This window comes from Salipiger sp. 1_MG-2023 (genome assembly GCF_030547555.1).
In the GTDB taxonomy this organism is placed as follows: domain Bacteria; phylum Pseudomonadota; class Alphaproteobacteria; order Rhodobacterales; family Rhodobacteraceae; genus Salipiger.
The window spans coordinates 19,224-31,592 of the sequence record NZ_JAUOQN010000054.1; the positions used below are offsets into that span (position 1 = coordinate 19,224).

Genomic DNA, 12,369 nt, shown 5'->3' on the forward strand with positions numbered 1-12,369 from the left:
GTCAGCGCTCCAGTCCCTGTACATCTTCGTTGCGCGCATCGGCGAGTTGTTTGGACGGGTCGTAATCCATCGGCTCGACATTCACCGTCTCGCCCGAATAGCGCGCCAGCCGCGACAGTGAGTACAGCATCAGCATCACTGCCCCGAGCACGGTCAGGAACACGCCCAGATCGAACAGCATCGCGGTTGCCAGTTCGAATTCCTCGAATGGCCAGATCTGGAAATAGCCGAACGCCGAGGTAAGGAAGGGCTGGCCGAACAGCAAGGCTCCCATGCCGGTCAGCCCGGCAATGACCACGCCAAAACCGATCATCGCGTGGTATTCGATGGTCTTGCGCTGCATCGACCAGCCAAAACCCGACGCCATATACTGCATCAGCAGAGCGATCGAAATCACCAGCCCCGCGACAAAGCCGCCGCCGGGCATGTTGTGGCCGCGCAGGAAGATATAGATCCCGACCAGTGTCGCGATCGGCATCATCATCCGCGTGACCACCACCATCATCAGCGGGTGACGGTCGCGCGAGACATCCTCGGGGAAGCTCCAGTTGCGCAGCTTACGCGAGGACGGCCCGCTCAGCAGCCCTTCCATCAGGGCGAACAGGATGATGCCGGCGATGCCCAAGACGATGATCTCGCCGTAGGTGTCATAGCCCCGAAAATCCACGAGGATCACGTTGACCACGTTGTCGCCGCCGCCGCCCTTGTAGCTGTTTGCCAGATGATAGGCCGAGATCGACGACACGTCGCGCAGCAGGAAGCTGTAGGCCAGAAAGGCCACGCTCGCCCCGGCCGCCAGCGCGATGATACCATCGCGGGCGCGCAGCAACGGCGAGCTTTCCGCCGGGGTCTGCTTGGGCAGAAAGTGCAGCGCGATCAGCAACAGCATCGTGGTTACCGTATCGACGGTGATCTGGGTCATCGCAAGATCGGGGGCCGACAGGTAGACAAAGCCGAAGGCGACCATCAGACCGACGACGCTGACCATGATCAGCGCGCGAAACCTAGTATGGTGCATCATCACCGCCGACGCCGTCGCCACCATCAGCAGCACGAAGCCCACGCCGACCAGCGGCGGCACCGGCAGCATCTCGCGCGTTGGCGTGGCAAGGCCTCCGCCCTGCCATGCGGCCCAGCCCAGCAGCGTCGTCGACAGCACAAAGATGCCGAGATAGCGCGAGATCGCGCCGTTGTGCATGGCATCCGTGATGCGGTCCGACAGCGCCGCGATGCCCGCGATCAGCCGGTCGAACAGCGCCTTGGCATGCGGGCGCGGCGTTGCCAGCCATGCGCGGTCCAGCGGGCCATGCGCCTTCATCACAAGGAAGCCGCCCAGCACCGCGACAACCGACATGTACAGCGCCGGGGTGACGCCATGCCACAGCTTGAGGTGGAATTCCGGCAGCGCGTCGCCGATGACCGCCGCGCTGGCAACACGCACCAGCGGCTCGGCGAGCAGGCCGGGCGCAAGCCCGATGGCGACCACGGCAATCGCCAGCAGCGCCGGAGAGATCATCAGGCCAAACGGCGGATCATGCGGCTTGTGCGGATAATCGTCGCGCACCGGCCCCAAAAACGTGTGCGAAATGAAGCGGAAACTGTAGGCCACCGACATCAGCGCGCCAAAGGTGGCGAGGATGATGATCGGCCACTCTCCTCCGAACCAATAGGTGTGCGCCGCCTCTTCCAGCATCAGCTCTTTGGACATGAAGCCGTTGAGCGGCGGAATCCCCGCCATCGACAGCGCCGCCACGCAGGCGATCAGCGCCGTGATCGGCATCAGCCTTGCCAGCCCGCCAAGGCGCTTGATGTCGCGGGTGTGCGCCTCGTGGTCGACAATGCCCGCGCTCATGAACAGCGCCGCCTTGAAGGTCAGGTGGTTGAGCACGTGGAACATGGCCACCACCGCCGCCATCTTGGTGCCAAAGCCCAGCAGCATGGTCAGCAGGCCAAGGTGGCTGACGGTGGAATAGGCCAGCAGCGCCTTCAGGTCGTCCTTGAACAGCGCGATGATTGCGCCCAGCACCATGGTGATCAGCCCCACGGTGGTGACGATCCAGAACCATTCCGGCGTTCCGGCCAGCGCCGGCCACATGCGCGCCAGCAGGAACACCCCAGCCTTTACCATCGTGGCGCTGTGCAGATAGGCCGACACTGGCGTCGGCGCGGCCATGGCATGCGGCAGCCAGAAGTGAAACGGGAACTGCGCCGATTTGGTGAAGGCCCCGATCAGGATCAGGATCAGCGCCGGCAGGTACATGTCCGAGGCGCGGATCGCTTCGCCCTTGGTCAGGATCACCGAGAGATCGTAGCTGCCCGCGATCTGCCCGAGGATCAGCATCCCCGCGATCATCGCAAGCCCCCCGGCCCCGGTCACCGTCAGCGCCATGCGCGCGCCCTGACGGCCTTCGGGCAGGTGTTTCCAATAGCCGATCAGCAGGAAAGACGATAGCGAGGTCAGCTCCCAGAACACCAGCAAAAGCAGGATGTTGTCTGATACCACGATGCCCAGCATCGCGCCCTGAAACAGCAGCAGAAAGGTATAGAACTGCCCCATCGGGTCATCGGGCGACAGGTAAAACCGCGCATAGACGATGATCAGCAGGCCAACCCCAAGGATCATCCCCGCAAACAGCAGCCCCAGCCCGTCGAGCATGAAATTCCAGCCCAGCCCAAGCTGCGGGATCCAGTCGAAGCGGAAACTGACCGTGCCGCCATTCCACACATCGGGCGCCATAGAGCCCAAAAACACCAGCGCAAGCACCGTCGGAATAGCGGTGAAACTGGCACAGGCATTGCGGCCCGCACGGATCATCAGCCCCGGCATCAGCGCGCCGATGAACGGCAGCAGCACCATGACGGGCAAAAGTCCGCTTGTCGTTCCCATCCCCGTAACCCTTTAATTACCGTCCGGGCCTTCTGAGGGCCTCATGGCGGACGCGTTCGCGTATCGTTAAGTAAAGATTAAGCACTTCCGCGCAGTATTCAACAATCCGAGAGTGAAAACCGACATCGTCGCATTTTGGCGGCTGTGCTTGCTCTGGCGCTCCATTGCGGATTAACTATCGATATGAAGAATTTCGATAGCCAAACATGATCGCCAAGCTGGAAATGCTCATCGCCCTCGCGCGCGAGCAGCATTTCGGCCGCGCCGCCGAAACGCTCGGGATCACCCAGCCAACGCTGTCCACGGGCATTCGCCAGCTTGAGGAACAGCTTGGGGTCAAGCTGGTCATTCGCGGCTCGCGCTTTGGCGGCATGACCCCCGAAGGCCAGCGGGCGCTGGTGCGTGCCCGGCAGATCGTTGGCGACACGCGGCGCCTGCGCGAGGAAATGCGCGCCTCTCGCGAAGGGCTTGCGGGCCATCTGCGGCTTGCGGTGATCCCGACGGCGCTGACATGGGCGTCCAAACTCGTCACCGGCTTTGCGGAAAAGCACCCGAATGTCAGCTTTACCGTCCTGTCGCGCGCCTCGACCGAGATCCTGTCAATGCTCGACGATCTCGAGATCGACGCTGGCATCACCTATCTCGATCAGGAACCTCTGGGCCGGGTGACGGCGCGGCCCCTGTATACGGAAAGCTACACGCTGGTGTGCCGCCCCGACCATGCTTTTGCCCAAGGCGACGCCATCGGCTGGGATGCGCTGGGGGACGCCCGGCTGTGCCTGCTGACCCCCGACATGCAGAACCGGCGCATCATCAACCGCCATTTCATGGAGGCGGGCGTCGGCCCCGCCGCGCTGATTGAATCGAATTCCACCGTGGTGCTGGTGGCCAATGTGCTGCACGGCGGCTGGGTGACGATCCTGCCCGGCGATCTGGCCGGGTTCCTGTGCGAAGGCAAACCGCTGGCCCGCGTGCCGCTCCGGGATCAGGGCGGCGGGCCTGCCGTGGGCCTGATCGCGCCACATCAGGAGCCCTATACCCCGGTGTTGCAGGCGCTTCTGGGCGCGGCGGAGCGGGTCGCACGATAGAGAAACCCTATCAGCTGACGAAACAGCGATATTGATTTGCCTATCGTTCATCTGGCACTTTCCCTCAACTTCAAGGGAGTACACGCCAGGATGCCTCACGCGGCCCCCAGCACCGACGACATCACCGCCCTGATCGAGACACAGATGCATCTCGAAGGGCCGCTCTTGCCGATTTTCCATGCCATTCAAGAGGCTTACGGCTTTGTGCCGCAAGAGGCCCTGCCGGTGATCGCCGAAGCGCTGAACCTGACGGTGGCCGAGGTGCACGGGGTGATGAGCTTTTACCACGACTTCCGCAAGACACCCGCGGGCGATGTGGTGGTCAAGATCTGCCGCGCCGAGGCCTGCCAATCGATGGGCGCCAACGCACTCTCGGCGGCGGTTCTGGACAAGCTGGGGCTGGACTGGGGCGGCACCACCGCCGACGGCAAGCTGACAGTCGAGCCGGTCTATTGCCTTGGCCTGTGCGCCTGCGCCCCCGCCGCGATGGTCGGCGGCAAGCTGGTGGCGCGGGCGGATCTGGCCCGGCTGGAAAAGGCGATGGAGGGCGCGGCATGAAGATCTGGGTTCCCATGGACAGCGCCGCCAAGGCACTGGGCAGCGAAGACGTCGTTGCCGCGATCCGCGCCGAGGCCGCGCGGCGCGGTGTCGATGTCGAAATCGCGCGCAATGGCTCGCGTGGGATGATCTGGCTGGAACCGCTGGTCGAGGTCGAAACCGAGGCCGGCCGCATCGGTTATGGCCCGATGGATGCGGACGACGTGGCGGCGATCTTTGACGGCAGCTCGTCGCTGGGGCTGGTCGAGGAGCTTGACTGGATGAAGCGCCAGACCCGCCTGACCTTTCAGCGCTGCGGCGTGACCGACCCGCTGTCGCTGGCGCAATACGAGGCGCATGGCGGGCTTGCCGGTCTGCGCCGCGCCATCGGCATGAGTCAGGACGCGATCATCGACGAGGTCAAGCTGTCTGGCCTGCGCGGGCGCGGCGGGGCCGGTTTCCCGACGGGTATCAAATGGGACACCGTGCGGCTGGCCCATGCGGATCGCAAATACATCGTCTGCAACGCGGATGAGGGCGACAGCGGCACCTTTGCCGACCGGATGATCATGGAAGGCGATCCGTTCTGCCTGATCGAGGGCATGGCCATCGCCGGGCTCGGCTGCGGCGCCGTGCAGGGCTATATCTACACCCGGTCCGAATATCCCGACGCGGTGGATGTGATGCGCCGCGCGATCGTGCTGGCACGCGCGGCCGGGGTGATCGGGCCCGATGTGATGGGTTCCGGGAAGGCGTTCGAACTGGAGGTGCGGGTTGGCGCGGGGGCGTATGTCTGCGGCGAGGAAACCTCGCTGCTGAACTCGCTCGAAGGCAAACGCGGCGTGGTGCGGGCAAAGCCGCCCCTGCCCGCGCTTGAAGGTGCGTTCGGCAAGCCGACCGTGGTGAACAACGTGATTTCACTGGCGACGGTGCCGGTGATCTTTGAAAAGGGCGCCGCCTATTACGCCGATTTCGGGTTGGGCCGCTCCAAGGGCACGATCCCGCTGCAGATCGCAGGAAACGTCGCGCGTGGTGGGCTGTTCGAGACGGCGTTCGGGATGCCTTTGGGCGAGATCGTGACCGATCTGGCGGGCGGCACTGCGACGGGGCGCCCAGTGAAGGCGGTGCAAGTTGGCGGGCCGCTGGGCGCCTATCTTGGGCAGGAGCAGTTCGACACGCCCTTCGGCTATGAAGAGTTCGGCGGTCAGGATGCGCTGATCGGCCACGCCGGGCTGGTGGTGTTCGACGACAGCGCCGACATGCTGGGCATGGCGCGCTTTGCGATGGAATTCTGCGCGGTGGAGAGCTGTGGCAAGTGCACGCCTTGCCGCATCGGCGCGGTGCGCGGGGTTGAGACGCTGGACCGGATCGCCGCCGGCGACGGCGCGGCGGTCGAGCTGCTGAGCGATCTTTGCGAAACCATGACCGATGGCTCGCTTTGCGCGCTTGGCGGGTTCACGCCCTATCCGGTGATGTCAGCGCTGCGGTTGTTCCCCGAGGAGTTTGCAGGCGTGAAGGAGGCCGCGGAATGACACTGTTGCGCCTGTGTGAGCGGCCCGACGCGGGGGCCAGCCCCCGCACCCCCGGGATATTTCTGGCCAGAAGAAACGCGAGGAGCGCCCGATGAAGGATTTCATCATTCCTTGGGATGACAAGGACATGGGCACCCCTGCCAAAACGGGCAAGCCGGTACATCTGACCATTGATGGCATTGCTGTGGCGGTGCCGGCGGGCACCTCGGTGATGCGGGCGGCGGCCGAGGCGGGGATCACCGTGCCCAAGCTGTGCGCGACCGACAGCGTCGAGGCCTTCGGATCGTGCCGTTTGTGTGTGGTGGAGATCGAGGGGCGGCGCGGCACGCCCGCGTCCTGCACCACGCCGGTGCATGACGGGATGAAGGTTCATACGCAATCGCCGAAGGTCAAGAAGATCCGGCGCGGGGTGATGGAGCTTTATGTTTCCGATCACCCGCTGGATTGTCTGACCTGTTCGGCCAATGGTGATTGCGAATTGCAGGAGATGGCCGGGATGGTCGGGTTGCGCGACGTGCGGTATACGCCCGGCGACAATCATTTCGATCCGTCCGGCACCGGGGCGCGGTCGCAATCCGAGGCGCGGTTGCGGATGCCTTCGGGTGAGGCCAATCCGCGCTACAGTCCCAAGGATCTCAGCAACCCGTATTTCACCTATGATCCCAGCAAGTGCATCGTCTGTTCGCGTTGTGTGCGGGCGTGCGAAGAGGTGCAGGGGACGTTTGCGCTTACCATCGAGGGGCGTGGCTTCGACAGCCGGGTGTCGGCGGGCGGGGCGGCGGATGATTTCCTGACCTCGGATTGCGTCAGCTGCGGGGCTTGCGTGCAGGCCTGCCCCACCGCAACGTTGCAGGAAAAGAGCGTGGCCGAGCTAGGCACGCCGGATCGCTCCGTGGTGACGACCTGCGCCTATTGCGGCGTCGGGTGCAGTTTCAAGGCCGAGCTCAATGGCGACGAGCTGGTGCGCATGGTGCCATGGAAGCATGGCAAGGCGAACCGGGGGCACAGCTGCGTCAAGGGGCGCTTTGCCTATGGCTATGCCAGCCACCCGGACCGCATTCTGAAACCAATGATCCGCGAGCGGATCGAGGACCCGTGGCGCGAGGTCTCGTGGGACGAGGCGCTTGGCTTTGCCGCCGCGCGGCTTGGGGCGATCCGCGAACAGCATGGGCGCAAGGCGCTGGGGGTGATCACGTCGAGCCGCTGCACAAACGAGGAAACCTACCTCGTGCAGAAGCTGACCCGCGCTGTGTTCATGAACAACAACACCGATACCTGCGCGCGGGTGTGCCATTCGCCCACCGGCTATGGGCTGGGGCAGACCTTTGGCACCTCGGCGGGGACGCAGGATTTCGACAGCGTGGAACAGGTGGATGTGGCGCTTGTCATCGGGGCGAACCCGACCGACGGGCATCCGGTCTTTGCCTCGCGGCTGAAAAAGCGCCTGCGCGAGGGCGCAAAGCTGATCGTCATCGACCCGCGCCGCATCGATCTGGTGAAATCCGCGCATGTATCTGCGGCGCATCACCTGCCGCTGACGCCGGGCACCAACGTCGCCGTGGTCACCGCGCTGGCGCATGTCATCGTTACCGAGGGGCTGTATGACGAGGCCTTCATCCGCGAGCGGTGTGACTGGGACGAATTCATGGCCTTTGCCGAATTCGTATCCGACAGGCGCCATGCGCCGGAATCCACCGCCCTGCTGACCGGCGTCAATGCCGGTGAGCTGCGTGCGGCGGCGCGGCTGTATGCAACCGGCGGCAACGCGGCGATCTATTACGGGCTTGGCGTGACCGAGCATTCGCAAGGGTCCACGACCGTCATGTCGCTGGCCAACCTCGCGATGATGACTGGCAACATCGGGCGAGAGGGGGTCGGCGTGAACCCCTTGCGCGGTCAGAACAACGTTCAGGGATCGTGCGACATGGGCAGCTTTCCGCATGAGCTTCCCGGGTATCGCCATGTCAAAGGCCCCGAGGTTCGCGCGATCTTTGAAAAGGCGTGGGGCGTGACAATCGACCCAGAGCCGGGCCTGCGCATTCCCAACATGCTCGATGCCGCTGTCGAGGGAACGTTCAAGGCGCTCTATTGTCAGGGCGAAGACATCCTGCAATCGGACCCCGACACGCATCACGTCGCGGCGGGGCTCAAGGCGATGGAGTGTGTCATCGTGCATGACCTGTTCCTGAACGAGACCGCCAATTACGCGCATGTCTTCCTGCCCGGCTCGTCTTTCCTTGAAAAGAACGGAACCTTCACCAACGCCGAGCGTCGTATCAACAGGGTCCGCAAGGTGATGGCCCCGAAGAACGGCTATGAGGATTGGGAAGTGACGCAATTGCTGGCGAATGCGATGGGCGCGGGCTGGGCCTATACCCACCCCGAACAGATCATGGCCGAGATTGCGGCGACCACCCCCAGCTTTGCCGGGGTGACCTATGAGCGGCTCGACGCGCTTGGCTCGATCCAGTGGCCCTGCAACGAAGATCACCCCGAGGGCACGCCGCTGATGCATGTCGATGGCTTCGTGCGCGGCAAGGGCCGGTTCATCGTCACCGAATATGTCGCCACCGATGAAAAGACCGGGCCGCGCTTCCCGCTGCTGCTGACGACGGGGCGCATCCTGTCGCAGTACAACGTCGGTGCGCAGACCCGGCGCACCGAAAACGTCGTCTGGCACGAGGCCGATGTTCTGGAACTGCACCCGCATGATGCGGAAAACCGTGGGCTGAACGATGGCGATTGGGTGCGGCTGGCCTCGCGCACCGGCGAAACCACGCTGCGGGTCAAGGTGACGGATCGCGTCTCGCCCGGGGTGGTCTACACCACCTTCCACCACCCCGACACGCAGGCCAATGTGGTGACCACCGATTTCTCGGACTGGGCGACCAACTGCCCGGAATACAAGGTCACCGCCGTGCAGGTGTCGCCCAGCAACGGGCCGACCGACTGGCAGGAAGATTACAACGCTCAGGCGGCGCAGGCCCGCCGCATCCTTCCGGCGGCGGAATGAGCCGGCTGGCGCACAGCCATCCGGGGATCGCGGTGCGGCGCGAGGGGATGCGGCAGGTGGTGCGCACCCTGCCCGAAGAAGTGCCCGTTGCGCTGGTGTTCGACGGCACCACGCAGACGGTGATGATGGCCACCCCGTCGGACATCGCGGATTTCGCCTATGGCTTTGCGCTGTCCGAAGGGCTGATCGCGCATCCGCGCGAGGTGCGCGACTTCGAGGCGGTGCCCCATGCGCGCGGCATCGAGGCGCGGATCTGGCTGCGCGACGATCGCGGCGCGGCGCTCAAGGAGCGTCGCCGTGCCCTGCTTGGCCCCACCGGCTGTGGGCTGTGCGGCATCGACAGCCTTGATCAGGCGCTGCGCACCCTGCCCCGGCTGCCCGATGGTGGCCCGGTGTTCGACCCGGCCGAGATCGCGCAGGCAACCGATCAGCTGCGCGCCCACCAGCCGCTGCACGACCAGACCCGCGCCGTGCACGCGGCTGGGTTTCTGCGCCCTGGCAAAGGTATCGAGATGGCCCGCGAGGATGTCGGGCGGCACAATGCGCTTGATAAGCTGATCGGCGCGATGGCGCGGCAGGATATGGACCCGGCGGAGGGTGCCTTCGTGCTGACCAGCCGGGTGTCGGTGGACATGGTGCAAAAGACCGTTCTGGCGCACTGCCCGGTGCTGGTCGCCGTATCGGCCCCCACCGCGCTGGCGCTGAGCGTCGCCGAAGAGGCCGGGCTGACGCTGGCCGCCTTTGCCCGCTCTGGCGGGTTCGAGCTTTACGCGGCACCCGGCCGCATCCGGGACGGAGATTCCTATGTCGCCTGACAAGATGATCACCATGGCGAACCAGATCGCCACATTCTTTGCCTCGCAGCCCGGCGACCGGGCGGGTGGCGTTGCTGCGCATATCAACGATTTCTGGGAACCCCGGATGCGCACGCAACTACTGGCGCATCTCTCCAGTGGCGGCGAAAGGCTGCACCCGCTGGTGATCGAGGCCAAAGATCTGATCGCTGTCCCCGCCGAGGCCTAGCTCGCCAGCATCCGCAGACCCTGCGTGACATCGGTGCGCACGGCAAGCCGCAGCCCCGGCTCATCGCCCGCCTTCAGCGCGGCGATGATCAGCTTGTGATATTGCGGCGCCTCGCTGCGCCGCAGCCGCGAATACAGCGCCCGCATCGTCGGCCCCATCTGCAACCACACCGTCTCGCACAGCGCCAGCATCGCCGGAGCCTGCGCCCGCAGGTACAAGGTCCGGTGAAATTCGAGATTGCTGCGGATGTAGCCGACCGCGTCGCGCTCGCGCACCACGTCGGAAATTGCGTTGTTGATGGTCTGAAGCCGGTCGATCAGCGCGATATGCGCCCGCGGCAGCGCACGCGACGCCAGCTCGACCTCGATCAGGGCGCGCAGAGCGGCCAGTTCCTCGATTCGTTCGTTCGACAGCTCGGGGGTCGACACCCGCCCCGACGATGACATCGACAGCGCGCCCTCGGCCACCAGCCGCCGCACCGCTTCGCGCGCGGGGGTCATCGACACGTCGAAACTTTTCCCGATGCCCCGCAGCGTCAGTGATTCGCCCGGCGGGATCTGGCCAAGCATGATCTGCCCGCGCAGCCCGCGATAGACGCGGTCATGGGCAGACGAGGCAACATCGGAAGCGCGGGGTGTCGGGGTCATGCGGTCATGTGATCACAAATACGGGCGGCGTCAATCGAATCGATAGCGGTGCAGCGCCCCGCCGTCGTCGCGCAACCAGGCGCGGGCGGCGCGCCAATCGCCATAGAGCTGCTCGACCACCGCCCAGAATGCCGCCGAATGGTTCATCTCGGCCAGATGTGCCACCTCATGCGCGGCGACGTAATCAAGCACCTCGGGCGGCGCCATAATCAGCCGCCACGAATACATCAGCCCGCCATCATGGGTGCACGACCCCCAACGCGAGCGCGTGTCGCGCAGCGTCAGGCGCGCGTAGGGCCGCCCCAGCGCGGCGGCATGCCGGTCAGACGCCTCGGCCAGCCTCTCACGCGCAAGCGTGCGCAGCCAGCCTTGCAGGCGCGCTGCGACCCGATCCGGCGCGCCCGGAACCTCGACACGCGTGTCCGACAGGACCACGCTGCGCCCAGCCCCCGGAACGACCTGCCGCAAGACACCCTCGATCGGCACCAGCGCCCCCGGCGTGATGCGCACATCCTCGCCCCGCGCCTCGAGATGCCCGCGCAGCCAGCCTTCCTTGTCGCGCAGAAACCCCAGCGCCTCTTGCTCGGGCAGACGGCGCGGCATGGTCAACGTCACCTTGCCGTCGATCTGGCTGAGCCGCAGCGACAACCGCCGCGCCTGCGCGGAGCGGCGCAAAGTAACCGCAATCGGAGGGTTGCCCGGAAGCGTGATCTGACCCATGAATCCTACCTGAATGACGCAAAGGCAGACTGCGCTTGACACAGGGCCTTTGACACTTGCCCTCTGATATGGCAGAGGGCGCAGATTGTCGACATGGCTGGCCGCGATACGGCCTTCAAGGAAGGGGATCACCCATGCCCAAGGAAGAATGGGGCACGAAGCGCGTCTGCCCGACCACTGGCAAGCGTTTCTATGACCTGAACAAGAACCCTATCGTCAGCCCGTATACCGGCGAGACTCTGCAGCTCGACACCGGCAAGCGCACGATGCTTGTCGCCGATGCGGCCGATGGCGCCAAGCGCAAGGCGGCTGCCGAGGATGTGGATGAGACGGATCTGCTGGACGAGGACGTCGAGGTCGATCTCGACGATGATGATGTGCTTGATGACGACGACGAAGACGACAACGTCTCGCTCGACGACATCCACGACGTGCCCGGCAACGACGACGACTGAGGCCTGAAAATTTCTTCCGCGGGCGGCGGTTTTTCCCTTGAACCCGCCCGCGGCTTTGCGTAGATCACGCCGCACGACGTCGGGAACGACATCGCACGGGGCCTTAGCTCAGCTGGGAGAGCGCCTGCATGGCATGCAGGAGGTCAGGGGTTCGATCCCCCTAGGCTCCACCAAACCTCTTTGAAAAGCACCAGATAGTTCTGCCTTTCTCATCAGAGGATTTGCCTCTGCCGTGCAGACTGGTTCTGTTTTTCCTATGAAAATTTGTGCTGCCTTGATCCGCGCCTTTCAACGCGTCGATCGCTGCGCAGTCCTTCCCCTTTCAAACCCGAGGGTGGCCCATGAGCGACCATTTCTTCGTCGTGACGGGCGGTCCCGGTGCGGGCAAGAGGCTCTGTTGCACAAAGCCTGTGAGGGATTCACCTTGCGAATCCAGTGCGATAACTGGAGGGGATGAGCAGACCGAC

The 12,369-nt window shown here is 64.7% G+C and carries 10 protein-coding genes and 1 tRNA gene; 8 read left to right on the forward strand and 3 right to left on the reverse strand.

The genetic code is table 11. The annotated features are described in order from the left end of the window. Window position 1 precedes the first annotated feature (1 nt). Window positions 2–2,887, reverse strand: a complete 2,886-nt coding sequence (locus Q4543_RS19640) for a monovalent cation/H+ antiporter subunit A (RefSeq protein WP_303441127.1) — start codon at window positions 2,885–2,887, stop codon at window positions 2–4. Between the two features lie 206 nt (window positions 2,888–3,093). Between Q4543_RS19640 and Q4543_RS19645 the strand changes: the two genes are divergently transcribed. The 6 genes from Q4543_RS19645 to Q4543_RS19670 all read left to right on the forward strand — a co-directional run bounded on the left by Q4543_RS19645 (window position 3,094) and on the right by Q4543_RS19670 (window position 10,080). Further along, window positions 3,094–3,975 (forward strand): LysR family transcriptional regulator, encoded by an 882-nt coding sequence (locus tag Q4543_RS19645; RefSeq protein ID WP_303441129.1) that lies wholly within the window; start codon window positions 3,094–3,096, stop codon window positions 3,973–3,975. 90 nt (window positions 3,976–4,065) lie between these two features. Next, the gene (locus Q4543_RS19650) at window positions 4,066–4,533 is read left to right on the forward strand and encodes a formate dehydrogenase subunit gamma (RefSeq protein WP_303441131.1); all 468 of its coding nucleotides are present in this window, start codon (window positions 4,066–4,068) and stop codon (window positions 4,531–4,533) included. Next, complete coding sequence (locus Q4543_RS19655; protein WP_303441132.1) at window positions 4,530–6,044, forward strand: NADH-quinone oxidoreductase subunit NuoF; 1,515 nt, start codon at window positions 4,530–4,532, stop codon at window positions 6,042–6,044. Before Q4543_RS19650 ends, Q4543_RS19655 begins: the two co-directional genes overlap by 4 nt. 91 nt (window positions 6,045–6,135) lie before the next feature. After that, the gene (gene fdhF, locus Q4543_RS19660) at window positions 6,136–9,057 is read left to right on the forward strand and encodes a formate dehydrogenase subunit alpha (protein WP_303441134.1); all 2,922 of its coding nucleotides are present in this window, start codon (window positions 6,136–6,138) and stop codon (window positions 9,055–9,057) included. Next, entirely contained in the window at window positions 9,054–9,872 is an 819-nt protein-coding gene (gene fdhD / locus Q4543_RS19665) for a formate dehydrogenase accessory sulfurtransferase FdhD (RefSeq protein ID WP_303441136.1), read from the forward strand. The genes fdhF and fdhD overlap by 4 nt, the downstream gene beginning before the upstream one ends. Beyond that, window positions 9,862–10,080, forward strand: a complete 219-nt coding sequence (locus Q4543_RS19670; RefSeq protein WP_303441138.1) for a formate dehydrogenase subunit delta — start codon at window positions 9,862–9,864, stop codon at window positions 10,078–10,080. The genes fdhD and Q4543_RS19670 overlap by 11 nt, the downstream gene beginning before the upstream one ends. Here Q4543_RS19670 and Q4543_RS19675 read toward each other — a convergent pair. Together Q4543_RS19675 and Q4543_RS19680 are read right to left on the reverse strand one after the other, a co-directional pair. Continuing rightward, window positions 10,077–10,727, reverse strand: a complete 651-nt coding sequence (locus Q4543_RS19675) for a GntR family transcriptional regulator (RefSeq protein WP_216004377.1) — start codon at window positions 10,725–10,727, stop codon at window positions 10,077–10,079. The genes Q4543_RS19670 and Q4543_RS19675 overlap by 4 nt on opposite strands. A gap of 30 nt (window positions 10,728–10,757) precedes the next feature. Further along, window positions 10,758–11,447, reverse strand: coding sequence for a M48 family metallopeptidase (locus Q4543_RS19680; protein WP_303441140.1), 690 nt, complete (start codon window positions 11,445–11,447; stop codon window positions 10,758–10,760). Between the two features lie 134 nt (window positions 11,448–11,581). On the opposite strand from Q4543_RS19680, the gene Q4543_RS19685 reads away from it, so the two are divergent. Together Q4543_RS19685 and Q4543_RS19690 are read left to right on the forward strand one after the other, a co-directional pair. Next, a complete protein-coding gene (locus Q4543_RS19685; RefSeq protein WP_216004379.1) occupies window positions 11,582–11,902 on the forward strand; it encodes a TIGR02300 family protein in 321 nt (106 codons plus the stop codon). A 97-nt stretch (window positions 11,903–11,999) separates the two neighbouring features. Then, window positions 12,000–12,075: transfer RNA gene (locus Q4543_RS19690), tRNA-Ala, on the forward strand. Window positions 12,076–12,369: the final 294 nt, after the last annotated feature.